The sequence below is a fragment of the Streptomyces adustus genome, from assembly GCF_009377175.1.
Taxonomy (GTDB): domain Bacteria; phylum Actinomycetota; class Actinomycetes; order Streptomycetales; family Streptomycetaceae; genus Streptomyces; species Streptomyces adustus.
Genome location: NZ_VJZD01000133.1, coordinates 1 through 25,895 on the forward strand (window position 1 = coordinate 1; position 25,895 = coordinate 25,895).

Consider the following 25,895-nt stretch of genomic DNA (forward strand, 5'->3'; position numbering starts at 1 on the left):
GCCCCAGGCCACTCCGCCCCGGACGACCCGGTCCCGGACGCCGCCGCCCCGGAGCACACCGAGGCGCCCCGTCCGTAACAGGGGCGCATCCACAGCGCCGCATCCCTCCGCAGGAACGCACCCGTCCGTAGCAAGGCGCCCGTCCGCGCCGACGTGACCGTCCGTGGCGGCGGGCCATCCGTGGCGGGGCGCTACGCTCCCGTGGGCTGGCGTACGTTGGCGCGGACCCAGTCCACGATCGACGCCGTGGTCGCGCCGGGGGTGAAGATCTCCGCGACGCCCTTCTCCTTCAGCGGGGGGATGTCCGCCTCGGGGATGATCCCGCCGCCGAAGACCAGGATGTCCTCCGCGTCCCGCTCCTTGAGCAGGTCGATCACCGCCCCGAAGAGCGTGTTGTGGGCCCCGGAGAGGATGGACAGCCCGATGGCGTCCGCGTCCTCCTGGATCGCCGTGTCGACGATCTGTCCCGGAGTCTGGTGAAGCCCGGTGTAGATGACCTCCATACCGGCGTCGCGCAGCGCTCGCGCGATCACCTTGGCCCCACGGTCATGACCGTCGAGCCCCGGTTTGGCCACCACCACGCGGATCGGACCGGCTGCCACACCCATCACTGCCTCCATGAAGCGACTGCGTCCATCCCTACCGACGAGTACCGCACACACCGCGACCGACGAGTACCGCACACACCGCGCCGCCCGGGAGGTGAACGAACGTTATCGCCAGCATCCCGCAACCGGCAGTTTCGCGAAGGTGGCCAGGGGGGAAATCACACGATGGGACACGTTCGCCGCGCACCGTTCCGAGTCTTCGCGGCCCCCCGAGCCACACACCCCGTGCGGCCGAGGGACGAGGAGGGAACCCGCGCACGGGAGCCGCAACGAGGTCGCCGTACCACCGCGCCGCGGAGCCGCGCGCCGCAGCGGTGCGGCGAGTCGACACAGGAACGCCGGGCACACCGACCGCAGAGCGCTCGGAGCACCAGGAGCGCGGAAGGCAGAGGGAACAGAGAGCCACAGGAGACCATCGCGCACCCGGCGCACCCCACCGACACGCTCCGTCGCGACTTCCACGAGAGCACACGGGGAACAGAGCCGTCCTCCGCGTGCCGACAGGAGGTCGGCCATGAAGGTCACCCGGGCGCTGCCGCCCTTTCTGCCTCTCTGCCAGCGGATTCTGCCGGTCGTACCGGTCAGGCTGGCAAGTCTCTCCCTCACCCTCCTGAAGGCCACCGCCCTGGAGATCGCGATCCTCGCCGGGCATCTGCTTCTCTACCCGTCCGGGATCGCCCAGGAGCGCAGCGCCTCGGCCGCCCTGGACAGCACCGGAACCTCCGGCACCCCGCAGCTGCCGACCCGGCCCGATCCGCCCGTCGTCCTGCTGCACGGCTTCATCGACAACCGCTCCGTGTTCGTCCTGCTGCGGCGCAGTCTCGCGCAGCACGGCCGGCACCAGGTGGCGTCCCTGAACTACTCACCGCTCACCTGCGACATCCGCACCGCCGCGGAGCTGCTCGGCCGCCACATCGAGGAGATCTGCGAGCGCACCGGCAGCACACAGGTCGACATCGTCGGCCACAGCCTCGGCGGCCTGATCGCGCGGTACTACGTCCAGCGGCTCGGCGGCGACCTGCGCGTGCGCACCCTGGTCACGCTCGGTACCCCGCACTCCGGCACCCGGGTCGCGCGCCTGGCGAACGCGCACCCCATCGTGCGCCAGATGCGCCCGGGCTCGGAGGTCATCGAGGAACTCTCGCTGCCCGCCCCCGGCTGCCGTACCCAGTTCGTCAGCTTCTGGAGCGACCTCGACCATGTGATGGACCCGCTGGAGACGGCCTGCATCGACCACCCGGACCTGCTGGCGCAGAACGTGCGGGTGAGCGGGATCGGACACCTCGCACTGCCGGTGCACCCGGCCGTCGCGACCGGGATACGGCAGGCGCTCGACACCGCACAGCAGGCGGCCGCGGACATGGGCGCCGGCCGCACCGGGCACCCCGGCGACGCGACGGTGGCCTGACGGCTCGGCAGGGACAACCGACAAAGGGGATATTCCGTCCGGGCGGCGGCTAGTCGGAGCCGCCGCCCGGGGCTCCAGGAGCCCTATGCATTCGAACAATCCTCGAACGCCAGGCCAAACTCGTGCCCGCAGTCCCCCGAAACACGGCCGATTGCCCGTTTCCCGCGAGCACGAAACCTGCCGAAGATTGTCGTGCGCTCATACCGACGGGTACAGTCGCCGCACTGCTCTGGCAGCCCCTGTTGTCGAGGCGAAAGAGAAGTTGGTGAACGACCGTCACCCGTCGGGGACCATGACCACCCCGGCTCCGGCTTCCGAGCCCGCCTCGGCGCACTATGCGCCGTACGGCACCCAGGAGGCCCAGTACGGCGGCTTCACCACGTACGGCGTCGGCTACGACGCGAGCGGCTTCGGGACGGCCGGCTTCGACAACGGAGCCCATGCCTCCGGGTCCTTCACGACCGACCCCTTCCACGGCGGCGGCGGTCCCGCCCCCGACGCGGGCGCCTATGGCGGCTCGTACCACGACGGCGGCGCCTACGGCACCGGCGCGTACGACGACGGTCACCACACCGGCCACCATCACACCGGCCACCACACCGTTCACGACTCCGGCGCCTACGACGCGAGCCAGTGGTCGGCCGACGCGCACCAGAACCAGGCCTACGACCCGTACGCGGCCCAGCACTCCGGCTACGACACGGGGTCGTACGAGACGACGGCCTGGTCCACCGGCCACCAGCAGCTGTCCGCCGTCCCGCCGCAGACAGCGGCCTCCGACACCTCCGGGCAGTGGGACGCGCACACCTGGCTCCAGGCCGACGGCACCCCGGCCGACCCGACCCAGCAGTGGGAATGGGGCACGCAGGCCTTCGACACCGGCGCCTACGACGCCACACAGTGGAACACCGACGGCGACACGCCGGACCTGTCCGACGACCGCTCCGAGGAGCCCTTCGAAGAGCCCTCCGCCGAGGAGCCGGCCCCGGAGGACGAGGAGGAGCCGGCCGACACCGGTGAGCTCCCCGCCGTGACGCCGCTCCTCGACGACCAGGAGGAGCTCGCCCCGCTCCCGGCCGCGCGCACGGCCTCCCGCGCCCGCCGCCGTACGCCCGCCAGGCGCTCCGCGCTGCTGACCGTGGCGGTGCCCTCGGTGTGTGTGATGGGTGTCGCCGGGGTCGCGGCGGCCTCGGTGGTGGGCAACCTGACCGACGACGGCAGGGAGACGACGGCATCCGCCTCGGATGCGAAGGCGGTGAAACCCTCCGCCGCCAACAACAAGCTGGACAGCCAGCTCCGGAGCCTGTCCGCCGGCGCCGACGACTTCGCCGACCGGGCCAGCCGTACGCAGGAACGTATCGACCTCAGGACCCAGCAGGAGTCCGAGAAGAAGAAGGCGGCGGCGGAGGCGGCCCGCAAGGAGCGACTGCGCCCGAAGTACGCCATTCCGGTCGAGCACAAGGGCCTGAGCGCCTACTTCGGCCAGGCCGGCGTGAACTGGATGTCGGTGCACACCGGCATCGACTTCCCGGTCTCCTACGGCACGACGGTGATGGCCGCGACCGACGGGACCGTGCGCACGCAGTGGAACAGCGCGTACGGCAACATGATGATCGTGACGGCGATGGACGGCACGGAGACCTGGTACTGCCACCTCTCCACCTACCGCGTCGCCTCCGGTACGACGGTGAAGGCCGGCGACCCGATCGCGTACTCCGGAAACTCCGGCAACTCCACCGGCCCCCACCTGCACTTCGAGGTGCGGCCCGGCGGCGGCTCGGCCATCGACCCGCTCCCCTGGCTGCGCAGCCACGGTCTCGACCCGACGTAACCGCGCACCACCGCCCGAACCGGTGTCACCACCCGAACGATCGGGGCCGATCGAGCCCCCGGGAGATCCCGAGGGCTCTCTCTACGGCCCCTAGGCCCTGTCGTCGAATTCCCGTCTGTCCCACGACGCCTGGCACGCACTCTCGCCGCACCGGGCGAAAGCCCGAGTACGTCCAGTACGAGGACTTCCGCCCGGCACGCCGAGAGCACGCACCAGACGCCGCGGGCCGCCCTCCGGGCGACGACGGGAATTTGACGACAGGGCCTAGAGCTTCTCCACCGGCGCGTACCGCAGCAGCAGCCGCTTCGGCTTGGTGTCACCGAAGTCGATCGTCGCCTCCGCGTTCGAGCCCGTGCCCTTCACGCCGACGACCGTGCCGAGTCCGAACTGGTCGTGCGTGACCCGGTCGCCGACGGACAGGGACACCACCGGCTTCTCGGAGGTCCGGCGCGTGGCGAAGCCGGACGCACCGGACGCCGACGAACGCGAGCGCGAGGACGACAGCGAGGCCGCCAGTCCCGAGGCGGGACCGGAGGACACCGGCGCCGCGGCCCCGGTCCGCTTCCATTCCAGGTGGGCCGGCGGGATCTCCTCCAGGAAGCGGGAGGGCGGGTTGTACGAGGGCTGCCCCCAGGCACTGCGCATCGCCGACCGGGTGAGGTAGAGCCGCTCACGCGCGCGGGTGATGCCGACGTACGCCAGGCGGCGCTCCTCCTCCAGCTCCTTGGCCTGGCCGAGGGCACGCATGTGCGGGAAGACGCCGTCCTCCATGCCGGTCAGGAAGACGACCGGGAACTCCAGTCCCTTGGCGGTGTGCAGGGTCATCAGCGTGATGACGCCGTCGCCGTCCTCCTCGTCGGGGATCTGGTCGGAGTCGGCGACGAGCGCGACCCGCTCCAGGAAGTCGGAGAGCCCGCCCGTCGGCTCGCCCTCGCCGGACTCCTGCTCGAACTCCAGGGCCACGGCGGCGAGTTCCTGGAGGTTCTCGATACGGGTCTCGTCCTGGGGGTCGGTGGAGGCCTGCAACTCGGCGAGGTATCCGGTCCGTTCGAGGACGGCCTCCAGGACCGTCGCCGGGCCGGCGCCCGACTCGACGATCGTGCGCAGGTCGTCCATCAGCACGTTGAAGCGCTGGACGGCGTTGGTGGAGCGCGCGGCCATGCCGTACGCCTCGTCGACGCGCCGCAGCGCCTGCGCGAAGCTGATCTTCTCGCGCTGGGAGAGGGCGTCGATCATCGCCTCGGCGCGCTCGCCGATACCGCGCTTGGGCACGTTGAGGATGCGGCGCAGCGGGACCGAGTCCTCCGGGTTGGCCAGGACGCGCAGATAGGCCAGGACGTCCCGGACCTCCTTGCGCTCGTAGAAGCGGACGCCGCCGACGACCTTGTACGGCAGGCCGACCCGGATGAAGATCTCTTCGAAGACACGGGACTGGGCGTTGGTGCGGTAGAACACCGCGACATCGCCGGCCTTGGCCTGGCCCGCGTCGGTGAGACGGTCTATCTCGTCGGCGACGAACTGCGCCTCGTCGTGCTCGGTGTCGGCGACGTATCCGGTGATGCTCGCGCCCGCGCCGGCGTTGGTCCACAGGTTCTTGGGGCGGCGGGACTCGTTGCGCTCGATGACCGCGTTGGCCGCGGAGAGGATGGTCTGCGTGGAGCGGTAGTTCTGCTCCAGCAGGATCGTCGTCGCGTCCGGGTAGTCCTCCTCGAACTGGAGGATGTTGCGGATGGTGGCGCCGCGGAAGGCGTAGATCGACTGGTCGGCGTCGCCCACGACGCACAGTTCGGCGGGCTGGAGGTCGAACTCGCCGGGCGGCACGTCCACGGGGTGCTCCGAGGTGCCGACGAGCTCACGGACCAGCGCGTACTGGGCGTGGTTGGTGTCCTGGTACTCGTCGACGAGCACGTGCCGGAAGCGGCGGCGGTAGTGCTCGGCGACGTCCGGGAAGGCGCGCAGCAGGTTGACCGTCGTCATGATCAGGTCGTCGAAGTCGAGCGCGTTGGCCTCGCGCAGCCGCGACTGGTACATCGCGTAGGCCTGGGCGAGGGTCTTCTCGAAGCCGTCGCCGGCCTGGGCCGCGAAGTCCTCCTCGTCGATCAGCTCGTTCTTGAGGTTGGAGATCTTGGCGCTGAAGGACTTCGGCGGGAAGCGCTTGGGGTCGAGGTCCAGGTCGCGGCAGACCAGGGCCATCAGACGCTTGGAGTCGGCGGCGTCGTAGATCGAGAAGGACGACGTGAAGCCGAGGCGCTTGCTCTCGCGGCGCAGGATGCGCACACACGCGCTGTGGAAGGTCATCACCCACATCGCGTTCGCGCGCGGGCCGACGAGCTGCTCGACGCGCTCCTTCATCTCGCCCGCGGCCTTGTTGGTGAAGGTGATCGCGAGGATCTGGCCCGGATGCACGCCCCGCTCGCCGAGCAGATGGGCGATGCGGTGGGTGAGCACCCGGGTCTTGCCGGAGCCGGCGCCGGCCACGATGAGCAGCGGCGAGCCGGAGTGGACGACGGCGGCGCGCTGGTTGTCGTTCAGCCCCTCCAGGAGGGCGGCCGGGTCGACCGCGGGGCGCGGGGCGCCGTCGCGGTAGTAGTCGTCCCGGTCCGGCGGCAGGTCGAACTTCCCGCCGAACAGATCGTCCGGAACCGGCTCCGGCACGTGCTCGTCCTCGGGCGGAGGCGGGGGCTCCTCCCCATGGGCCCGGGGGGCCTGGAGATCCGCCAGGAAGCTGTCGTCAAAGAGGCTGCTCATCGCTCTCCGAGTCTAGGGCGCCGCACCGACAACCCGCCGCCGTCCCGGGAACATCCCCGCGGCCGGGCGGCCTCGACCGAAGGGCCGGGAGGGGAACGTCACATTTCGCGGCCGGGGCGGGAGGAGTCCTCGTCACCCTCGGTGACCCAGAAGCCGCGGTACGACAAATCAGAAAAAGCTTCCGAACGCCGTCAATCATCAACATCCATGCCGGATCCACCGCGCTCCGTCACAGCCGAGCCTTAGGTAACGAAAACGTATCGGGCATATCGCCCATCAACCTTCACAAGGGCCACAGGAGTTGGCTAGCGTGCCGAGCGGGCCGCACGACCCCCACCGGCGAACGTCGCCGGGCCGCGCGGCCTCCGCCGAGTCCAGTACGCCCGCACGGCGTCCGGAGCCGGGGACCCAACCGAGACCTGGGGTGAATCGGCCCCCGTCCCCCATCGGGGACAGGCCGTAGGGCAAACCTTCCGATCATCCGCCCGAACCCGACAGCTAACCCGGTAGGCGGAGTGTGGAAGGAGTCGCCTCCGTTGGCGTCGCACCGCAAGTCGCGTCCCACAGGTACACGCGCAGCAGGCATACGGACCCCCGCCCTGGCCACGGCGGCTCTCACCTCCGTCGCCCTGTTCTCCCAGACGGCCAACGCGGCCCCCTCGGCCGACGAGGGCCGGCCGAGCCTGGCAGAGGTCGAGAAGAAGGTCGACGACCTGTACCGCCAGGCCGAGTCGGCGACCGAGAACTACAACGCGGCCAAGGAGAAGACCACCAAGCAGCGCAAGCGCGTCGACTCCCTGCTCGACAACGTCGCCCAGCGCACCCAGAAGCTCAACGACGCGCGCGAGGAACTCGGTTCCTTCGCCGCGGCCCAGTACCGGACCGGTGCCTCCGCGCCGGACACCGCGACCTTCCTGCTCGCGGACTCGCCCCAGGACTACTTCGACCAGGCCCAGCTCATGGGCCGGCTCACCGCGCGGCAGAAGGGCGCGGTCGACGACTACGTCACCGAGCAGGCCGCGACGATGCAGGAGCGCCGCAAGGCCACCGAGAGCCTCGGCGCGCTCACCGACACGCAGAACGATCTCCAGACCGCCAAGGCGACCGTCCAGAAGAAGCTCGCCGCCGCGCGCGTGCTGCTGTCCCAGCTCACGGCCGAGGAGAAGGCCCGGCTGGCCGCGATCGAGAAGCAGAAGCAGGAGGCGGCCGCGCTCAAGGCGGCGGAGCTGGCGAAGCAGCAGGCGGCAGCGGCGGCCGCCGCGAAGGAGAGCGCGGCATCGAGCTCGGGCTCGTCGTCCGGCTCTTCCTCCTCCTCGTCCTCCTCGTCCTCGGACTCCACGGTCGGCACCAAGGCCGAGAAGGCGCTCGCCTTCGCCCGCGCGCAGATCGGCAAGCCGTACGTCTGGGGCGCGACGGGGCCCGGCTCCTACGACTGCTCCGGCCTCACCCAGGCCGCCTGGAAGGCCGCCGGGGTCAGCCTCCCGCGCACCACCTACGACCAGGTGAACGCCGGCACCACCGTCTCCCTCGCCGACGCCCGGCCGGGTGATCTGGTCTTCTTCTACGACGACGTCAGCCACGTCGGCATCTACATCGGCGACGGCATGATGATCCACGCCCCCAAGCCCGGCGCGTACGTCCGCGAGGAGTCGATCTACTACGACGGCGAGTCCGGGATCCACAGCGTGGTCCGCCCGGCCTGACATCCGGCCCCGGCACCCGGCACCCGCTCGGCACCCCCGCGCGGGTGCCGGGGGGCGTGCGGAGCTGCCTGCGGTCGCGGGTATTTCCGGGCGCCCGCGCGCGTGCCCCGCTCACGGCACGCGCGGGGCTCCTTAGCATCGGCCGCATGCCCTCCACTCCCCGTATCCCGCCGCTCCGCGCCCGGTGGTGGGTGTGGCGTGAGCCGGCGACCGGAGCCGCGGTGCTGGCGACCGGCATCCTGTCGGTCGGACTGGAGCAGACGGGGTACGAGGTGCTGTCCCGGATCGCCCTGGTGCCGGCCTGCGCCGCCTGGCTGGCCCTGGCCGCGGGCTTCGCCGTCCAGCTGCTGTGGGAGCGGCGGGCATGGGGGCGCCGGGCGGGCACGCCGGCCGCGCTCACCGCGGTCGCCGCGACCGCGGTGCTCGGCAGCCGCTTCTCGCTGCTGGGGTGGCAGACCCTGGCCGAGGCGCTGCTGGCGCTGGCCGCCGTGCTGTGGCCGGGGCTGCTCGTGGTCGTCCTGCGGCACTGGGGACGGCGGATGCCGGGGGCGGTGTTCCTCGCGTGCGTGGCCACCCAGGGGCTCGCGGTGCTGGCGGCCACCCTCGCCGCGGCCCTGTCGACGGCCTGGCTCGCGCATACGGCACTGGTGCTGTTCTGGCTGGGGCTGGTGTTCTACGGCCTGGCGCTGGCCCGGTTCGACCCGCGCCAGGCGGTCGAGGGCGCCGGCGACCAGTGGGTGGCCGGCGGGGCGCTCGCCACCTCGGCACTGGCCGGAGCGCAGCTGCTCGCCGCCGACAGCGCGCGGCTGGTTCTGTGGAACGACGACGACCGTGGCGTCCTGCGTGCCGTGACCGTCGCCCTGCTCGTCCTCGACCTGTGCTGTTACGCCTGTCTGCTGACCGCCGAGCTGCGGTGGCCGCGGCTGCGCTACGACGTGCTGCGGTGGTCGACCGTGTTCCCGATGGGGATGTCGGCGGCAGCGGCGTCGGCCGTCTCCTCGGCGCTCGGCGTGCCGTGGCTGAAGGGGCTCGGCGAGGTGCTGCTGTGGGTGGCGGTGGCGGTGTGGCTCATGGTCGCCGTGGCGGCTCTGCGGGCGGTCCCGCGCACCGTCCGTGCCGACGTCAGGTCCACAGCACCGCGATGAAGATGTTCGCCGTGGTCAGCAGGCCCACCAGGCCGAACAGGTTCTTGTCGACCGTCTCGTCGTCCCGCTTCACGTAGACGAGACCGAGGATCACGATCAGCAGGGCCAGTTTCACGCCGATCTTGATGTTGTTGACCGGGTGGTCGTCGGCCTGGTTGAGGCCGACCAGGATCACGCCGGTGACCAGCATCGTGGCAGCGCCGTGCAGCATCGCGGGGACGAAGCGGGCGGTGCCGCGGCCCATCGCCTTCATCTGGGTGAGGAAGCCGCCGAGGAGCGCGGCGATGCCAATGATGTGCAGGCCGACGAAGAGATGGATGAGTACGTCCATGAGGCCGGAGCCTAACCAGGGGCGCCCGGGCCGTCCGACACCACCCCGTCGGTAATGGCTGCATATATGCGCGCCATAGCACCGCGTAACCCACCCGCGGCCGGAAATCCTGTCATCGGTCATCACACTGCGTGAAGTCGACGGCTCTCGGTTCCAATCACGGTCATCGGAGGTCGCCATTCGATCCACTCGGGACACTTCCGTACATGGCGTTATCCATCCGACATAAACGGGCTTAGCGTCCTCCCCCAGGTGACCGGCTCCCCACCGCCGTCCGGACCAGGGGCGGCAGTCGGCCACCACCGCCGAGAAAGTCCGGCGGCGGCCCGCTCCCCCTGTGTGTGGCCGCCGCCGGACGCGTGGACCGCCCCCGGGCGGCCGTACGTCCGCTCCCCTGGTGGCCGTGCGCCCGCCCGGTGGCCGTCCCGGGACAGGCGGTCGTACGAAAGGACGTGCAAAGCCACGTGGCAGCGCACCGCAAGCCCCGCCCGCGCTCGCTCAGCGGCAATACGGTCCGTACCGCCGCCACCCTCGCCCTCGCGGGCGCGGCGACCGCGACCGTCTTCGACGGGACCGGTCACGCCGAGCCGAATCTGACGCCGGGACAGGTCAGGGCCAAGGTGGACAAGCTGTACCAGGAGGCCGAGGCGGCCACCGAGAAGTACAACGGCGCGCACGAGAAGGCACAGGCCACCGAGAGGCGCCTGGCGACCCTCCGGGACGAGGCGGCCCGCCGGGAGGACCGGCTCAACTCGGCGCGGGACGCGCTGGGTTCGATAGCCGCCGCCCAGTACCGCGCCGGCGGCATGGATCCCGCGCTGCAACTCGCCCTCTCCGACGACCCCGACCAGTACCTCGAAGGCGCCGCCTTCGCCGAACGGGCCGACGACCGGCAGGCGGGTGCCGTCGCCCGGGTCCGCGGGCAGCTGCGGGAGATCGAGCAGTTGCGCGGGGCCGCCCGCGTCCAGCTGACCTCGCTCAAGGCGCGACAGGCGGAACTGCGGCGCGAGAAGCGGACGATCACCGGGAAGCTGGACGCGGCACGGCAACTGCTGTCCCGGCTGCCGGCCGCCGAGCGCGCGCAGGCGGCCGGCCCCGGCGGTACGACGGCGCGGGCCTCGCGGGGGACGACGGCCGGCCGGGCCTCCCTCCAGGCGCCGGGCGCCGCCACGGCCGCAGCCGCCGCCCCCGACGCCCGGGCGGCGGACGCCGTCGCCTACGCCTACTCCAAGCTCGGCAGCCCCTACGTCTGGGGCGCCACCGGGCCGAACGCCTTCGACTGCTCGGGGCTCGCCCAGGCCGCGTACCGCGCCGCCGGAGTCTCCCTGCCCCGCACGACGTACACCCAGATCGGCGCGGGCCGGCGAATCTCCCGCTCCGAACTGCTCCCGGGCGACCTGGTGTTCTTCTACTCGGGCATCACGCACGTCGGCATCTACGTCGGCGACGGCCAGATGATCCACGCCCCCAACCCCTCGGCACCGGTGCGGCTCGCACCCATCGACGAGATGCCGTTCGCGGGGGCGACCCGGGTGGTGTGAGGGCCCCGCGGACGAGCCACGCACGAGGTGCCCGGCCGGGCCCGAACGCGGTCAGAATCCCCTCGGGAACGGCCGGAAGAGACCGACCGGCGCGGCGTCGGGACGATCAAGTGCGGGACGGCACGGTAGCGTCGGCGGGCGGAGCGGCAGTGTGCCGCCCGTACACCGTCGCGCCGCCGTCCCGGCGCCGTCCGAGAGGGTCCCGATGCCCGGGTCCATGCTGCCGCCGCCCCCACCGCCGCCCCACGACCGGACCTGGCCGGACCGCGGGGCGCTGCTGGCCGACCGGCGGCGGGCGCTGGAGGAACTGCGGGGGCACAGTCTCGGGGTGCACCGGGTGCTGCTGTTGTGGCTGCTGGCGCTCGCGGCCGTCATCGGCTGGTCGCTGCTGGTCCTGCCGCTCCAGCAGCGGGAGGAGGCGGAACGGACGGGCATCCTCCTCGCCCCCCTCTTCGTACTCCTCGGCCTGGCCGCCCTCACCCCGCCGGTCGTCGCCGTCTTCCGCGCCATCCGCCGGGACCGCCAGCTGAGCGGGCTCCTCGACGCCTGGCTGGCCCTGGACAGCCACCCGCAGACGGACGCCCGGCTGCGCTCGCCCGGCCTCAGCCTGTTCTGGCTGCTGTCGTCCGCGGCGATCGGCGCCACGGGCCTGTGGGCGTCCCTCGCGACCGCGGCGGGCGCCGAGCCCGGCCGCTCGAACTACGGCGACGTCGCCCTGCGCATGGGCATCGGCACCATCCTGTGGCTGACGGGCCTGATCGGCGTGGTGAAGGCGGTACGGCACTACCGGTGGGCCCTGCGGGCACTGGGCCCGGCACCGACCCCGGGGCACCGCTAGAGATCCCGGGACACCGCTGGAGACCCCGGGGGACCGCTGGAGACCCCGGGGTCCCACACCCGCCCGGGTCCGGCGCCCGCCGCTCACACCAGCCGGCGCGCCGTCGCCCACCGGGTCAGCTCGTGCCGGTTGGAGAGCTGGAGCTTGCGCAGGACCGCCGAGACATGGGACTCGACGGTCTTGACCGAGATGAACAGCTGCTTGGCGATCTCCTTGTAGGCGTACCCGCGGGCGATCAGGCGCAGCACCTCCCGCTCGCGCTGGGTGAGGCGGTCGAGGTCCTCGTCGACCGGCGGAGCGTCGGTGGAGGCGAAGGCGTCGAGGACGAACCCGGCCAGGCGCGGGGAGAAGACCGCGTCGCCGTCCTGGACCCGGAAGACGGAGTCGACCAGGTCGGTGCCGGTGATCGTCTTGGTCACATAGCCCCGCGCGCCGCCGCGGATGACCCCGATCACGTCCTCCGCCGCGTCCGAGACGGACAGCGCGAGGAAGCGCACCGGCCGTTCGGCGTCGGCCATCAGCGGGGCGCAGCGGCGCAGCACCTCGACCCCGCCGCCGCCCGGGAGGTGGACGTCGAGCAGGACCACCTCGGGCCGGGTCGCGGTGATGACGGTGACCGCCTGGTCGACGTCCGCGGCCTCTCCGACGACCTCGACACCGGTCTCGTCGGTCCGTCCGATCTCGGCCTGCACCCCGGTACGGAACATCCGGTGGTCGTCGACGAGGACCACCCGCACATGACGTCCGGCCCCGCTCCCCGTCCCCGCCGTGCCGTTCGTCTCGGTCGGCTCGCTCATGACGTCTTCTCCGCCCTCTCCATCTCCAGTTCGACCTCCGTGCCGCCGTCCGGCACCGCCCGCAGCCGGGCCGTGCCGCCGTACCGTTCCATGCGGCCGATGATCGATTCTCTGACGCCCATGCGGTCGGCGGGTATCGAGTCGAGATCGAAGCCGGGACCGCGGTCCCGGACGGACACGAAGACCGACCTCCCCTCGACCTCCGCGTAGACCTGCACGGCGCCGCCGTCGCCACCGTACTTGGCGGCGTTCACCATTGCTTCCCGCGCGGCCTGCATCTGTGCGCCGGTGCGTTCGTCGAGCGGGCAGTCGCCGACGATCACGACCTCGATGGGGACGCCGTGCTTGTCCTCGACCTCGGCGGCGTTGCGCCGTACCGCGTCGGCGAGGGTGGTCGGCTCGTCGGCCTCGTCCTTGCCGGTGCCCTCCGGCTTGTACAGCCAGGTGCGCAGGTCGCGCTCCTGGGCGCGGGCGAGCCTGCGCACCTCGTTCGCGTTCTCCGCGTTGCGCTGGATCAGGGTCAGGGTGTGCAGCACCGAGTCGTGGACGTGGGCGGCGACCTCCGCGCGCTCCTGGGCGCGGATGCGCATCAGCCGCTCCTCGGAGAGGTCCTGGGTCATCCGCACCAGGTAGGGCCCGGCGAGGAGGGTGATGCCGACGAGGACGGCGAGGGCCGCCTGGAGCACCGAGCCGAGATGGGCGGCGGAGCCCTGGAGCACGAAGATGCCGGAGACGCCCGCGGTGACCAACAGGACACCGCCCACGGCGCGCAGCAGCGACAGCGTGCGCCGACGCCGCCCGACCTCCACCCAGCGGGCCCGCCGGGCGTTGTCCGCCTGGCGCCAGACGAGGGCGACGCCCGCGCCGACCAGGACCGTCGGCAGGAGGTACGCCTTGGCGCCGTTGCCCAGGTTCACACTGCTGACGAAGATCATGGCCACGATGACCATGAGCAGCAGGGCGACGATCTGCCCCTTGTCCGGCTTGCGGGCGACGAGTCTGCGCCGGCCGTCGGGCGAGGTCTCGGCGCTGACCAGGGACGGGGGTTTCTGGCCGCCCACACCGCCGACGCCGAGCGGGACGAAGAACCAGAACGCGGCGTACAGCAGGGCGCCGAGGCCGTCCGCCATGAACAGGCCGACGAAGACGAGCCGCACCCAGATCACGGGCAGCCCGAGATGCCCGGCGAGCCCGCGCGCCACACCGCCGAGCCAGCGTCCGTCGCTGCTGCGGTAGAGCTTGCGCGGGGGCCGTGGTTCGGCGAGGGGCTCTGTGACGACGTCCGGCATGCCACCGATGGTCACACGGACGGCGAGGCCGGGGCATCAGGGTGGAGCCCCGAGACTCCCCTGATCTCCACCGGGTTCCACGGGCGCCGCCGGGGAGCCGAAATATCAGGGTCCGGCCAGGGTCGTCCCGGCTGCCGTCGCGGTGGCCCGGCCGTCACCATGGACCCATGACCGATCACCCGCGTGCCGCGGACGCCGCGCCCGACGAGGACGTCGCGACACCCCCTGGATTCCGGCGTGACCGGCGGTACAAGACGCTCGCCGGGGTGTGCTCCGGGCTCGGGCGGCACTTCGACATGGATCCGGTGATCTTCCGGATCACCCTCGCGGTGCTCGCGGCGACCGGCGGCGTCGGCCTGATCTTCTACGGCTTCGCCTGGCTGTTCGTCCCCTACGAGGACGAGGACGAGAACGAGGTCCGCAAGCTCCTGACCGGCCGGGTCGACGGCCAGGCGCTGACCGCCGTGCTGTTCGCGCTGGTCGGCTGCGGGGTCTTCCTGTCGATGCTGAACAACGGCGGGGTGCTCGCCTTCGCCGTCGTCCTCTCCATACTCCTCGCGGGCGCGGGGTACTGGTCGCAGCGGCGCGGCGCTCCCGACCCCGACCCGCTGGCCGCGCAGGCCGTGGCCGACGCCCCGCCGGAGGCCCAGGCGCCACCGGTGCCCGCGGCCTACCCGTCCTGGTGGCGCGATCCGATCGTCAAGGACGGGACGCACGTCGGCGGCACGGGCTATCTGTGGGGGCCCGCGGACTCCCGCCGCCCCGACGTCACCGTGACCGTCGACGCCGGCCTCGGCAGCGGCGCGCGCGGCCGCGACGGGACGAGCGCCCCGCGGTGCGGGCCCTCCGGGCCGCGCGGACCCCGCCGGATCGGCGGCCGGATCTTCCTGCTCGCCCTGCTCGCGGGAGTCCTCGGCAGCCACCTGACCCGGCAGGACCATCCGTTCGGCACCAGTCTCCAGATGGGTCTGGCCTGCGCGCTCGTCGTCTTCGGCGTGGGCATCGCGGTCAGTTCGCTGCTGGGCCGCACCGGGGCGGGGTCGGTGTTCCTCGCGGTCGTCACGGCCGCTCTGCTCGCGGCGTCGGCCGCGCTCCCCGCGGACGTCGACGCGCACTGGACGCACACGACCTGGCGGCCCGCCGCGGTGGCGGACGTCGCGCCGAAGTACGACCTGGGCAACGGCGTCGGGACGCTGGACCTGTCCCGGCTGGAGCCGGCCGAGGGGACCACGGTGTCCACCGCGGCCAGTGTCGGGGTGGGCCGACTGCTGGTGGTCGTGCCGCCGGAGGCGACGGTCCGGCTGAACATCGACGTCGGGCTGGGTGACATCCAGTTGCCGGGCGACAAGGCGAAGGACGTGGACGTGGAACCGGGCAAGCACCAGCAGGTGACCCTGCCGCCCGTCTCGGGCGGCACCCGGGCCGGCGCGCTCGATCTGGATCTCCAGGTCGGCGCGGGACAGGTGGAGGTGGCTCGTGCCGCGTCATGAGTTCCAGCCGGGAAGGCTGGTCGCCGGGGTCTTCCTGGGCCTCGCGGGCGTGGTGTTCGCCGGTGACGCGGGCGGGCTCTGGCGCACCCCGTGGTTCGCGGCGATCCCGCTGGTGGTGGGTGGTCTCTGTCTGGCCGGAGCCGCCGGGATCGTGGCCAAGGGCATACGGCTGCGCAGGCGCCGCGACCGCGGGCCCGACGCGGGGGCGCGACAGCGGACTCCGGTCTGAACGGGTTCCGACCGGCTCGCGACCGGGCGCTGACCGGGTGCTGACCGGGGGTGCCGATTGCGGGCTCTGCCCGGGGTGGGGCGCCGGTGGCCGGGGGAGGCGACCGGCGCCCCACCACCGGCTACGCGTAACTGCCGCGTCGTCGCCGGGCGCGCAGCCAAGCGTCCAGGGAGAGCACCGGGGCGCCCGCCAGGATCAGGGGCAGCCAGGCCATCAGATAGGGAAGATCGTTGCCGAAGTAGTAGGGGTCGGTGGACCAGCTCACGGTCAGCCAGAGACTGAGGGAGATCAGCGCGCCGCCGAGTGCGGCGAGGCGTGACAGCAGACCGAGCAGGGTGCCGATACCGACGGCGAGTTCGCCGAAGGCGATGGCGTAGCCGAAGCCGGCCGGGCTCTTCAGGGCCAGGTCGACCAGGGCCGGTATGGCCGAGGAGTCGCGGACGGCACGCATCGTCTCGCCGATCGACCCCGCGCCGGAGGCTTTCATGAAGGCGCTGTCGGTGAGCTTGTCCAGCCCGGCGTAGACGAAGGTGACACCGAGGAAGATCCGGAGGGGAAGCAGGGCGTAGCGGCTTGCGGTGTCCCGCAAGGAGCCGCCGCCGTTGAGATAGGAGGAGTGCGTTTCGGTACGCATGCCGTGAGTCATCGCTCGTAGCCGCCTCTCGCCGCGGTGACATGGCCCCTGGACAGACCATACGTACGAAAGGGGCCCGCGGCTCACCCCCGGCGCCGTCGATTTTCCGATTCCCGCCCGGCGGCACACCGTGCCCGACGCGGTCCCCCGGTCACCCCGGTCACCCCGGCGACCTGCGGCCCGTCGGTACCTCGGTCAGTCCGTCACATCGATCTCGTAGCGGTTGGTCTCCACCCCGGCCGCGGTGACGACCTGCACCTCCACCCGCCCCGGTTCCACGTCCGCCGGGACCGGCACGGTCAGCAGGGCGTCCGTGGGGTTGCTGAAGCCACCGGTGACCGGGACCAGGGGCACATGGACGTGCACCGGGCCGATGCGGACGACCATCCGGGACAGCCGGTCCGCGCCCTGGGCACCCGGCGGCACGAAACCGGCCCCGCGGATCTCGATGTCGTCGCCCGTGCGGATGGGACCGTCCAGGTCGCCGGCCTCCCGGGCCCGTACGACGGAGAGGATCACCGGGCGGCCGCCCTCGGCGTACTTGCCCGCCAGATAGGTGGCCGCCGACACCAGGACCACCACGGCCAGCCCCCAGGGCAGGTCGGGCAGCTGGTCGGGACGGCGGGCCAGCCGGACCGCGCCGAACAGCAGGGCGACCGTGCTGATCACGACGTACTGGATGTCGGCGAACGTGCCGCGTCCGTCGTCGTCGGTGAGCAGGTCGGCCGCGCGCGGACGGTGGGCGCGCACCTTCTGGAGTTTCTGCCCCAGCACCCGCAGCCCGACCACCCGCCGCACCAGGACGGCGATCCCGCACACCACCGCGAGCACGGTGACCACGCCCGCCCCACGGGCCAGTTCGAAGCCGGAGATCAGCGCGTCCCGCTCGGCGTGGTCGGAGGCGGCGGCCAGCCGGCCCACCAGGACGAGCACGGCGTAGGCCACGAAGAGCACCCAGGCCGCCGCGACCGCACGCGAGGTCGACAGCCGGTTGTCCTCGCCGATGACGGGGGCCAGCGCGCCGCCCCGCGTCCGGTGGAACCACGACGCCGCCGTCAGGGCGCCGGCCACCACCAGGGCCGCCAGCAGCCCCGCCGTGCGGGCGGTCGTCCAGCCCGCGCCGATCGCCGTCAGCGCCTGGGCCAGCAGCAGGGCGACGACGACCCCCCACGCGGTGCCGGCGGTGCGCCGCCACAGCCGGGCCAGCCAGGCCCCGCCCTCGGCCCGGCCGCGTGCGGCGACGGCCTCGGCGGACTGCGTCAGCTCCTCCGAGACCCACTGGCGGGAGGCCGAGGCCGAGTGCGCGACCGCCGCCGGCAGCCCCTGCCCGGCGGCGAACCCGTCCCGTTTCAGCAGGAACGCGGCGACCGCACGCCGATGTCCCTCGCGCGCCCCGTGCGGGCAGTCCCCGCAGGTGCAGCCGCCCGCGTGCGCGCCCGTTTCCGCGCTCTGTCCAGCCTCCTGCACCGCCACGCCCGACGCCCCGCCTTCCCGCAACCACGACCATGACCAACCGGACCGGCGGCTCTGCGCAGCGCCCGGACACCGCCGTCGCACCCCCGGACAACTCCGATGCGACGACAGCGAATTGTGCCCTACGGCACATGGCGCGCATTCAGCAGGTCCGGTCGCGGCGGAGGAAGCGGCGACGGCCCGCTCGACCCGGCCGGAACCCGGTGGGCGCTCAGCTCAGCAGGTCGGGTTCGCTGCGGCTGATGTCCTGCCACATCGGCTGGTAGTTGATCCATGCCACCAGGTCGCCGCCGAGCTGTTCCCGGGTGGCGGCCGCCATCTTGTGGTCGATGAGCACCGGACGGCCCGCCGCCTTCGCCATCAGCTGCACCTGGCAGGACCGCTCCAGCGACAGGAACCACCAGGCCGCCGCGTCCACCGAGTCGCCGACGGTCAGCAGGCCGTGGTTGCGCAGGACGAGCGCCTTGCGCGAGTCGAGCGCCTCCGCGATGCGTCGGCCCTCCTCGGCGTCGACGGCGACGCCGGTGTAGGCGTCGTACAGGGCGTGATCCTCGTAGAAGGCACAGCTCTCCTGGGTGATCGGGTCCAGGAGGTCGCCGAGCGCCGACAGGGCGCGGCCGTGCACCGAGTGGCAGTGGGCGACGGCGACGACGTCGGGACGGGCCGCGTGGACCTGGGAGTGCACGGTGAACGCCGCCTGGTTCACGTGGTAGCGGCCCTCGATCACCTGCCCGTCCTGGTTGACCAGCACCAGATCGCTGACCGTGACGTGCTTGAACGGCATACCGAACGGGTTGACCCAGAAGCAGTCGGTGAACTCGGGGTCGCGTGCGGTGATGTGCCCCGAGACGCCGTCCTCGAAGCCGAGCCGCCCGAACACCCGCAGCGCGCCGGCCAGCCGCTCCTTGCGATGCCTGCGCTCGTCCTCGGGCGCGTCGTGCATCGGCGGCATCGCGAACCGCAACTGGTCGGTGGGCAGGGGCAGGGGCGGGGTCCCGTGCATAGGTCCTCCAGCACTGAGTTTCTTACCCGGCGGAAGTTACCGTCGGTCAGCGCAGGAGAACAGGGCTGTTTTGCAAAGATGACGCGCGCCACAGAAATTCGCGTGTCCCCCCGTACCCGCCACCTGTGTCGCCATCCATACCTGACAGCAGATGTCGGATATAGACGCAAGACTGATCCGTATGACCTGGGCAGACTTCTCCGCGGCCGAACCCGAACTCGCCGGAACCGTCGAGGAACGGTTCGGCGCCTTCACCCATCACGTCCTCGCGACGCTGCGCCGGGACGGCTCCCCGCGCACCAGCGGCCTGGAGGTGCGCTTCCTGGCCGGCGAACTGTGGTTCGGCATGATGCCCGACTCGCTCAAGGCGCTCGACCTGCGCCGCGACCCGCGTTTCACGCTCCAGGCGAACCCCGGGGACGGCACCGGGATGGGCGGCGGGGACGTGCGGATCAGCGGGCGGGCGGTCGAGGTGGACGACCCGGTGACGAAGGGCGCGTACGTGAAAGAGGTGGAACCGCCGCAGCCGTTCCACCTCTTCCGCACCGAGCTGACGGAGGTCGTACGGACCTTCGTCGAGGACGACACCTATCTGGTCGTCCAGGTCTGGCGGCCCGGAGCGCCGGTGCGGACGCTCAAGCGGACCTGACCTTCACCTACGGGAGGACTACTCCCACTCGATGGTGCCCGGGGGCTTCGAGGTCACGTCGAGGACGACGCGGTTGACGTCCCGGACCTCGTTGGTGATGCGGGTGGAGATCTTGCCGAGGACCTCGTACGGCAGGCGCGACCAGTCGGCGGTCATCGCGTCCTCGGAGGACACCGGGCGCAGGACGATCGGGTGGCCGTAGGTGCGGCCGTCGCCCTGGACGCCGACGCTGCGGACGTCCGCGAGCAGGACCACCGGGCACTGCCAGATCTCGCGGTCGAGGCCGGCCGCCGTCAGCTCCTCGCGGGCGATGGCGTCGGCCTCGCGGAGCAGGTCGAGACGGTCCTTGGTGACCTCGCCGACGATCCGGATACCGAGACCGGGGCCGGGGAACGGCTGGCGCTGGACGATCTCCTCCGGGAGCCCGAGCTCCTGGCCGACCATCCGCACCTCGTCCTTGAAGAGCTTGCGCAGCGGCTCGACGAGCTGGAACTCCAGGTCCTCGGGGAGGCCGCCGACGTTGTGGTGGGACTTGATGTTCGCCGTGCCGGTGCCGCCGCCGGACTCGACGACGTCCGGGTAGAGCGTGCCCTGGACGAGGAACTCCACGGCCGGGCCCTCGTCCGCGATGATCTCGGCCTGCGCCTGCTCGAAGACGCGGATGAACTCGCGGCCGATGATCTTCCGCTTCTCCTCCGGGTCGGAGACGCCCTTCAGCGCGGTGAGGAAGCGCTCCTCGGCGTCGACGACGACCAGCTTGACGCCGGTCGCGGCGACGAAGTCCTTCTCGACCTGCTCGGTCTCGCCCTTGCGCATCAGGCCGTGGTCGACGTAGACGCAGGTCAGCTGGTCACCGATGGCGCGGGCGACGAGCGCCGCGGCGACCGCGGAGTCCACGCCGCCGGACAGGCCGCAGATGGCGCGCTTGTCGCCGACCTGCTCGCGGATGAGGGCGACCTGCTCCTCGATCACGTTGCCCGTGGTCCAGGAGGGGGTGAGGCCCGCGCCGCGGTAGAGGAAGTGCTCCAGCACCAGCTGGCCGTGCGTGGAGTGCATGACCTCGGGGTGGTACTGGACGCCGTAGAGCTTCTTCTCGTCGTTCTCGAAGGCGGCGACCGGGACGACGTCCGTGGAGGCCGTGACGGCGAAGCCCTCGGGAGCGGCGGAACAGGCGTCGCCGTGCGACATCCACACGTGCTGCTCGTCCGGGGTGCCCTCGAAGAGGGTGGAGCCCGACTTGGAGACGTGCAGGTCGGTACGGCCGTACTCGCGGGCGCCGGTGTTGTCGACGGTGCCGCCGAGGACCTGGGCCATCAGCTGGAAGCCGTAGCACATGCCGAAGACGGGGACGCCGGCCTCGAACAGCTCGCGGTCGAGGCGGGGGGCGCCCTCCTCGTACACGGACGAGGGGCCGCCGGAGAGGATGATCGCCGCCGGGTTCTTCGCGAGCATCTCCGCGACCGGCATGGTGCTCGGCACGATCTCGCTGTAGACCCGCGCCTCGCGGACTCGACGGGCGATGAGCTGGGCGTACTGCGCGCCGAAGTCGACGACCAGAACGGTGTCGGGAGCGGCGGCGGCGGGACTCGCTGATGACACGGGTTGCCTTCCGGCGGCTGGGCAGGGGGTCTGTACTACCGATTCTACCGGGGTGGCCGCGAACGGCCGCCCGCGTCGGTGACGGACCGGACGTGCACGGGCGCTCGCGTCGGTGACGGACCCGACGTGGACGCGCGCTCGCGACGGTGACGGACCCGACGTGGACGCGCGCCGTCGCCACGTGCATACTGGCCGCATGCTCACGCAGACGACCTACGTGTTTACCTATGGCAACCGGCCCACCGGCTGCCATGGTCGTGCTGCTTGAGCAACTGACAAGCGACTTCCCAGGCGCCCCGGGCCGACAAGGCCCGGGGCGCCTGTCGCTTCTCCGGGTCCTGCCGCTCCGGGGCACTCACCGCAACCGAACCGATGAGGAGCCCCACCATGGCCGACGTACTCGACAGGACCGGCGCCCGCACCGACGAGGCAGCCGACGTGATCACCGGCGCCCGTGAACGCATCGACGCCCTCGACGACCGGATCATCGGTCTCGTCCAGGAACGGATGGCCGTCTCGGCCGTCATCCAGGAGGCCCGGATCGCGTCCGGCGGCCGCCGGGTGAACCTCGCCCGCGAGATGGAGGTGCTCGGCCACTACCGGGAGGCGCTGGGCAAGCCCGGTACGTCCCTCGCGATGCTGCTCCTGGAGCTGTGCCGGGGTCGCATCTGAGTTCGGGCCCGCTCTCACCCGTACGGCGCATGACCGCCGCTAACGCCGCTTCGTTGGTCAAAGTGTCCGTGTCAGCCAGGGGCGGGCCCGACAGACCACGCGTGGCCTGCCGGAGCGATGAGGCGCACGGATCGTGCCGTGCGTCGTGGGACCTCGCTCCGGGGAAGTGGCCGGACGGCAGGGGACAGCAGCCCGGTCACCCAAGAGAACGGTCGGCTCCGGGGACGCTCGGGGCCGACCGGCGGGAAACTGCAAAAATGCACAATGCTGGGCCAAACGGTTGCGGAGGCCGCGTTCGTCCAGCACGATTCGTAGAAAGCCCCACATCCCGCCGTACACAACTGCATTGCATGGCATTGCGCTGCCCGACCGCCAGAGGTCGAGACCATCCGTGCGCCTCCCCCGCGCCCTCCGCGCGCCGGGGCGCCGACCCGGGGCGAGCCCAGGGCAGTGCACGACAAGCGGCGCAACCCCCCGGCGCCGCTCCCAGGCACCGGCGCTGCCCTGACGTCGGTGCTGACGGAAGAAGGGCCCCGCGGCTCCGTCCCGCGGGGCCCTTCGCCATGTCCCCAGCAAGCCCTTCTCCATGTCCCCGCGGGCCCTTCGCCATGGCCGAAACGGAACGGTCAGATCGCAGCTGTAAAAAGTCTGTGAACGACGTACAACCATTCACCGGTGCCGGTGATCAAACCAGGCGACTCACGGGCCACCCGCGCCCCACACGCGGAGGCCTCCCATCACCGTGTCCCGCGGCCACGATGTCGCAGCTCACCGGACTTACCGAGGTCTCCATGAAGATTCGCCGAGCTCTGGCCACCGCGGCAGCGACCGCGGTCATAGCGCCGCTCGCGCTGCTCTCGGCTCCCGTAGCGTTCGCCGACGACAACACCCCCGCAACGCCCCCGACCTCCGCCAGCAGCCCCGCGGACGACCAGCAGCCCGACGCCAGCGCCGACACCTCCACCGCCACCGCCACGGCCACCGAGACGACCGGCTCCAGCACGGAGAGCGGCACGGGCAGCGGCTCCGAGGCCGGTACCGGAAGCGAGGCGGGCACCGGCACCGAGGCGGGAACCGGCACCGGCACCGGCACCAACAAGACGCCCGACTCCGGCTCCACCACCGACACCAAGGGCTCCACCCCGAGCGGCGGCTCGACCGAGTCGTCCGAGCCCACCGACGAGCCCGACGTCTGCCCGGTCGACGAGGACGGCGTGGACGCCGACTCCCAGCTGACCCTGGACGTGTCCGGTCTGCCCGGCAAGATCGTCGCGGGCAGCGGCTGGCACAACTTCAAGCTCGTCGCCGCCAACCACAGCGACAAGCCCCTCGGCACGGTGTACTGGCAGGCGTTCATCGGCAACGACTTGCTGAGCGACGACGAGAGCGACTGGCTGAGCGACTACGCCAAGATCGAGTACTACAACCCGCAGACGAAGGTCTGGGAGTCGATCGCCGACGAGATCGGCGACGGCCTGTACTTCGGCGAGACGGATCTCGGCCCCAAGCAGACCGTCGACATCAAGCTGCGCGTGAACATCACCGCCAAGGCACCGGCCGGCGACGGCTTCACCCTGGGCATGGGCGGCTACCTCGACTCCGACAAGAACTGCGTGCACACCGCCTTCTCGGTCTACGAGTTCTCCGTGCTCAAGCCCGGCAGCAGCAACGAGAACCCGGGCGACGCCAAGCCGGGCAAGGACACGAAGCCCCCGACCGGCGGCAAGCAGCCGCAGGGCGGCGCCGCCGAGATCCCGGCCACGGGCACGCTCGCCTCGACCGGCTCCAGCTCCGCCCTGCCGACGATCGGCCTGGTCGGCGGGGTCGCCGTCGTGGCCGGTGCGGGTGCGCTGTTCATGGTGCGCCGCCGCAAGGCCGACGCGCAGGCGTGAGACACGCCAGACAGGACGTACGGCAGGACCGGGTGACGCCTCGGGCGTGACCGCGGGATGCCGGCAGCGGAGAGGGACCTGGGCTCGGAGGGGGGCTCGGGTCCCTTTCCGTTTCCGGATTCCGGTCACTCCTGCGGCTTCGCCTGTTCCGCTTCCGCCGGCTTCGGGGGCATCGAAGGCATCCCCAGGAACGGCAGCCGCAGCGCGCCGAACGCCTCCGCCGGGACCACCGGCGACTTCGGCTCGACCGGACGCAGACGTTCGTACGCCGCTCCCTGCGCGGGACGCGGGTCCGCCTCGCCCTTGTTGGGCCAGTACGACATCGCCCGCTCGGCCTGCGCGGTGATCGTCAGCGACGGGTTCACCCCCAGGTTCGCCGAGACCGCGGCACCGTCGACGACCGAGATGCCGGGGTGGCCGTAGAGGCGGTGGTACGGGTCGATGACGCCGGTCTCGGAAGTGGCGCCGATCGGGCAGCCACCGAGGAAGTGGGCGGTCATCGGGGTGCCCGTCAGCTCGCCCACGTTCGAGCCCGCGAAGCCGTTGATCTCGGCGGCGACGGCCGAGGCGGCCTCGGAGGCGGCCCTGATCTGCTTGGGGTTGGGGGCACCATGGCCCTGACGCGCGGTGAGCAGCCCCTTGCCGACGCCGCTCGGCTTCAGATACGTCGTCAGGGAGTTGTCCAGGGACTGCATCACCAGGCCGATGATGGTCCGCTCCGACCAGTGCCGGTTGGACAGGGAGCGCAGCACCAGCACGGGGTGCCGGGCGGCGTTCGCCAGCCAGGCCGCCAGCCGGGAGGAGCCCTCCGCGTAGGGGACCTGGAGGATCGACAGGCTGCCCATCGAGTTGGAGCCCTTGCCGTAGCGGACCGGCTCGATGTGGGTGTTCTCGTCGGGGTGCACCGAGGACGTGATGGCGACCCCGCGCGTGAAGTCGACCTTCGGCTCGCCGGTCACCCGGCGGTAGCGCCGGTTGTCGGTCTGGGCGCCCACCAGCGCCTCGGAGTTGGTGCGGGTCAGATCGCCGAGCCGGTCCGAGAGGTACGGCAGCTGCCGGCCCGCCTTCATCCGGTGCAGCAGCGTCTGGGTGCCGTAGGTACCGGCGGCGAGGACGACCCGGCGGGCCGTGAAGATGCGGCCCTCGCCCTTCTTCTTGCGGTCCGTGGGGAGCGTGGCGACCGCGTAGCCGCCCCGCGAGTCGTCCGTCACCGACATGACGGTGGTCATCGGGTGCACGACCGCGCCCGCCCGCTCGGCGAGGTACAGGTAGTTCTCGTTGAGGGTGTTCTTCGCGCCGTGCCGGCAGCCCGTCATGCACTCGCCGCACTCGGTGCAGGCGCGGCGCTCCGGGCCCGCCCCGCCGAAGTAGGGGTCCGCCGTCCGCTCGCCCGGCTTCGCCCTGGCCGCGCCGTCGGCGTCCTGGCCGTCCCCGAAGAACACCCCGACCGGCGCCATGTGGAAGGTGTCGCCCACGCCCATCCGCTGCGCCGCCGCCTTGAGGTGCACGTCGGACGGGGTCATGGTCGGGTTGAGCCGTACCCCGAGCATGCGCCGGGCCTGGTCGTAGTACGGCTCCAGCTCCTGCTGCCAGTCGGTGATGTCACGCCACTGGGGGTCGTCGAAGAAGGGCTTCGGCGGGACATAGAGGGTGTTGGCGTAGTTGAGGGAGCCGCCGCCGACCCCCGCGCCCGCCAGCACCGTCACATTGCCCAGCAGGTGGATGCGCTGGATGCCGTACATACCGAGCCTGGGGGCCCAGAGGTAGTTCTTCAGGTCCCAGGAGTTCCTGGGCAGGGACTCGCGGGTGAAGCGGCGGCCGGCCTCCAGGACACCGACCCGGTAGCCCTTCTCGGTCAGGCGCAGGGCGGTGACGGAGCCGCCGAAGCCGGAGCCGACGACGATGACGTCGTAGTCGTGGCCGGAGTCGTCGTCCTGGGTGGGGACAGAGCTCTCCTGTGACACGTGCTCTCCTCGTTGAGAACGGCCGGTGTGCGGCGGTCGTCGGTCCGGGCG

The 25,895-nt window shown here is 71.8% G+C and carries 21 protein-coding genes and 1 riboswitch; of the genes, 11 read left to right on the forward strand and 10 right to left on the reverse strand.

From position 1 onward, the window contains the following. Positions 1–191: 191 nt before the first annotated feature. Positions 192–608, reverse strand: a complete 417-nt coding sequence (locus tag FNH09_RS27695) for a coenzyme B12-dependent isobutyryl CoA mutase small subunit (protein ID WP_152892637.1) — start codon at positions 606–608, stop codon at positions 192–194. Positions 609–1,122: 514 nt separating this feature from the next. Here FNH09_RS27695 and FNH09_RS27700 point away from each other — a divergent pair. Continuing rightward, positions 1,123–2,016, forward strand: a complete 894-nt coding sequence (locus FNH09_RS27700; RefSeq protein WP_152892638.1) for an esterase/lipase family protein — start codon at positions 1,123–1,125, stop codon at positions 2,014–2,016. 265 nt (positions 2,017–2,281) lie between these two features. After that, a complete protein-coding gene (locus FNH09_RS27705; RefSeq protein ID WP_420802787.1) occupies positions 2,282–3,847 on the forward strand; it encodes a M23 family metallopeptidase in 1,566 nt (521 codons plus the stop codon). Positions 3,848–4,111: 264 nt separating this feature from the next. Here FNH09_RS27705 and pcrA read toward each other — a convergent pair whose 3' ends face one another. Further along, the gene (gene pcrA, locus FNH09_RS27710; RefSeq protein WP_152892640.1) at positions 4,112–6,595 is read right to left on the reverse strand and encodes a DNA helicase PcrA; all 2,484 of its coding nucleotides are present in this window, start codon (positions 6,593–6,595) and stop codon (positions 4,112–4,114) included. A gap of 356 nt (positions 6,596–6,951) precedes the next feature. Beyond that, a riboswitch (cyclic di-AMP (ydaO/yuaA leader) is annotated at positions 6,952–7,123 on the forward strand. A gap of 8 nt (positions 7,124–7,131) precedes the next feature. On the opposite strand from pcrA, the gene FNH09_RS27715 reads away from it, so the two are divergent. Continuing rightward, positions 7,132–8,298 carry a C40 family peptidase gene (locus FNH09_RS27715; RefSeq protein ID WP_152892641.1) on the forward strand — a complete coding sequence of 389 codons (1,167 nt, stop codon included), beginning with the start codon at positions 7,132–7,134 and terminating at the stop codon, positions 8,296–8,298. Between the two features lie 146 nt (positions 8,299–8,444). Next, entirely contained in the window at positions 8,445–9,443 is a 999-nt protein-coding gene (locus FNH09_RS27720) for a tellurite resistance/C4-dicarboxylate transporter family protein (protein WP_152892642.1), read from the forward strand. Here the strand turns inward: FNH09_RS27720 and FNH09_RS27725 are convergent. Further along, positions 9,421–9,774: a hypothetical protein gene (locus FNH09_RS27725; RefSeq protein WP_152892643.1), complete on the reverse strand. Its 354-nt coding sequence runs from the start codon at positions 9,772–9,774 to the stop codon at positions 9,421–9,423. The genes FNH09_RS27720 and FNH09_RS27725 overlap by 23 nt on opposite strands. Positions 9,775–10,238: 464 nt before the next feature. On the opposite strand from FNH09_RS27725, the gene FNH09_RS27730 reads away from it, so the two are divergent. Next, positions 10,239–11,315, forward strand: coding sequence for an NlpC/P60 family protein (locus tag FNH09_RS27730; RefSeq protein WP_162469197.1), 1,077 nt, complete (start codon positions 10,239–10,241; stop codon positions 11,313–11,315). Between the two features lie 205 nt (positions 11,316–11,520). Beyond that, positions 11,521–12,153 carry a hypothetical protein gene (locus FNH09_RS27735; RefSeq protein WP_152892645.1) on the forward strand — a complete coding sequence of 211 codons (633 nt, stop codon included), beginning with the start codon at positions 11,521–11,523 and terminating at the stop codon, positions 12,151–12,153. Positions 12,154–12,236: 83 nt separating this feature from the next. Here the strand turns inward: FNH09_RS27735 and FNH09_RS27740 are convergent, their stop codons facing one another. Together FNH09_RS27740 and FNH09_RS27745 are read right to left on the reverse strand one after the other, a co-directional pair. Then, positions 12,237–12,950 (reverse strand): LuxR C-terminal-related transcriptional regulator, encoded by a 714-nt coding sequence (locus tag FNH09_RS27740; protein ID WP_152892646.1) that lies wholly within the window; start codon positions 12,948–12,950, stop codon positions 12,237–12,239. Then, positions 12,947–14,239: an ATP-binding protein gene (locus tag FNH09_RS27745; RefSeq protein ID WP_152892647.1), complete on the reverse strand. Its 1,293-nt coding sequence runs from the start codon at positions 14,237–14,239 to the stop codon at positions 12,947–12,949. Before FNH09_RS27745 ends, FNH09_RS27740 begins: the two co-directional genes overlap by 4 nt. A 167-nt stretch (positions 14,240–14,406) precedes the next feature. Between FNH09_RS27745 and FNH09_RS27750 the strand changes: the two genes are divergently transcribed. Together FNH09_RS27750 and FNH09_RS27755 are read left to right on the forward strand one after the other, a co-directional pair. Continuing rightward, positions 14,407–15,729: a PspC domain-containing protein gene (locus tag FNH09_RS27750; RefSeq protein WP_152892648.1), complete on the forward strand. Its 1,323-nt coding sequence runs from the start codon at positions 14,407–14,409 to the stop codon at positions 15,727–15,729. After that, a complete protein-coding gene (locus tag FNH09_RS27755; RefSeq protein ID WP_162469199.1) occupies positions 15,716–15,958 on the forward strand; it encodes a hypothetical protein in 243 nt (80 codons plus the stop codon). Before FNH09_RS27750 ends, FNH09_RS27755 begins: the two co-directional genes overlap by 14 nt. 121 nt (positions 15,959–16,079) lie before the next feature. On the opposite strand, the gene FNH09_RS27760 is transcribed toward FNH09_RS27755, so the two are convergent. The 3 genes from FNH09_RS27760 to FNH09_RS27770 form a co-directional block, all read right to left on the reverse strand. Then, a complete protein-coding gene (locus FNH09_RS27760; RefSeq protein ID WP_152892649.1) occupies positions 16,080–16,604 on the reverse strand; it encodes a DoxX family protein in 525 nt (174 codons plus the stop codon). Positions 16,605–16,787: 183 nt separating this feature from the next. Further along, the gene (locus FNH09_RS27765) at positions 16,788–18,065 is read right to left on the reverse strand and encodes a hypothetical protein (RefSeq protein ID WP_162469200.1); all 1,278 of its coding nucleotides are present in this window, start codon (positions 18,063–18,065) and stop codon (positions 16,788–16,790) included. Between the two features lie 211 nt (positions 18,066–18,276). Beyond that, positions 18,277–19,068 (reverse strand): class II aldolase/adducin family protein, encoded by a 792-nt coding sequence (locus tag FNH09_RS27770; protein ID WP_152892651.1) that lies wholly within the window; start codon positions 19,066–19,068, stop codon positions 18,277–18,279. Between the two features lie 181 nt (positions 19,069–19,249). Between FNH09_RS27770 and FNH09_RS27775 the strand changes: the two genes are divergently transcribed. Beyond that, on the forward strand, positions 19,250–19,717 hold the full coding sequence (locus FNH09_RS27775; RefSeq protein WP_152892652.1) for a pyridoxamine 5'-phosphate oxidase family protein: 468 nt from the start codon (positions 19,250–19,252) through the stop codon (positions 19,715–19,717). Positions 19,718–19,735: 18 nt separating this feature from the next. Here the strand turns inward: FNH09_RS27775 and guaA are convergent, their stop codons facing one another. Continuing rightward, positions 19,736–21,316, reverse strand: coding sequence for a glutamine-hydrolyzing GMP synthase (gene guaA / locus FNH09_RS27780; RefSeq protein WP_162469201.1), 1,581 nt, complete (start codon positions 21,314–21,316; stop codon positions 19,736–19,738). Between the two features lie 372 nt (positions 21,317–21,688). On the opposite strand from guaA, the gene FNH09_RS27785 reads away from it, so the two are divergent. Then, positions 21,689–21,988 carry a chorismate mutase gene (locus FNH09_RS27785; protein ID WP_152892653.1) on the forward strand — a complete coding sequence of 100 codons (300 nt, stop codon included), beginning with the start codon at positions 21,689–21,691 and terminating at the stop codon, positions 21,986–21,988. Between the two features lie 791 nt (positions 21,989–22,779). Beyond that, positions 22,780–23,880, forward strand: a complete 1,101-nt coding sequence (locus FNH09_RS27790) for an LPXTG cell wall anchor domain-containing protein (protein WP_238427149.1) — start codon at positions 22,780–22,782, stop codon at positions 23,878–23,880. A 125-nt stretch (positions 23,881–24,005) separates the two neighbouring features. On the opposite strand, the gene FNH09_RS27795 is transcribed toward FNH09_RS27790, so the two are convergent. Continuing rightward, positions 24,006–25,844: a GMC family oxidoreductase N-terminal domain-containing protein gene (locus FNH09_RS27795; protein ID WP_162469202.1), complete on the reverse strand. Its 1,839-nt coding sequence runs from the start codon at positions 25,842–25,844 to the stop codon at positions 24,006–24,008. Between the last annotated feature and the right edge of the window lie 51 nt (positions 25,845–25,895).

Bases quoted from the DNA above. Each gene is read 5' to 3' on its own strand.
- FNH09_RS27695 (WP_152892637.1), bottom strand. From the start codon at position 608: ATGGGTGTGGCAGCCGGTCCGATCCGCGTGGTGGTGGCCAAACCGGGG.
- FNH09_RS27700 (WP_152892638.1), top strand. From the start codon at position 1,123: ATGAAGGTCACCCGGGCGCTGCCGCCCTTTCTGCCTCTCTGCCAGCGG.
- pcrA (WP_152892640.1), bottom strand. From the start codon at position 6,595: ATGAGCAGCCTCTTTGACGACAGCTTCCTGGCGGATCTCCAGGCCCCC.
- FNH09_RS27720 (WP_152892642.1), top strand. From the start codon at position 8,445: ATGCCCTCCACTCCCCGTATCCCGCCGCTCCGCGCCCGGTGGTGGGTG.
- FNH09_RS27725 (WP_152892643.1), bottom strand. From the start codon at position 9,774: ATGGACGTACTCATCCATCTCTTCGTCGGCCTGCACATCATTGGCATC.
- FNH09_RS27735 (WP_152892645.1), top strand. From the start codon at position 11,521: ATGCCCGGGTCCATGCTGCCGCCGCCCCCACCGCCGCCCCACGACCGG.
- FNH09_RS27740 (WP_152892646.1), bottom strand. From the start codon at position 12,950: ATGAGCGAGCCGACCGAGACGAACGGCACGGCGGGGACGGGGAGCGGG.
- FNH09_RS27745 (WP_152892647.1), bottom strand. From the start codon at position 14,239: ATGCCGGACGTCGTCACAGAGCCCCTCGCCGAACCACGGCCCCCGCGC.
- FNH09_RS27750 (WP_152892648.1), top strand. From the start codon at position 14,407: ATGACCGATCACCCGCGTGCCGCGGACGCCGCGCCCGACGAGGACGTC.
- FNH09_RS27760 (WP_152892649.1), bottom strand. From the start codon at position 16,604: ATGACTCACGGCATGCGTACCGAAACGCACTCCTCCTATCTCAACGGC.
- FNH09_RS27770 (WP_152892651.1), bottom strand. From the start codon at position 19,068: ATGCACGGGACCCCGCCCCTGCCCCTGCCCACCGACCAGTTGCGGTTC.
- FNH09_RS27775 (WP_152892652.1), top strand. From the start codon at position 19,250: ATGACCTGGGCAGACTTCTCCGCGGCCGAACCCGAACTCGCCGGAACC.
- FNH09_RS27785 (WP_152892653.1), top strand. From the start codon at position 21,689: ATGAGGAGCCCCACCATGGCCGACGTACTCGACAGGACCGGCGCCCGC.
- FNH09_RS27790 (WP_238427149.1), top strand. From the start codon at position 22,780: ATGAAGATTCGCCGAGCTCTGGCCACCGCGGCAGCGACCGCGGTCATA.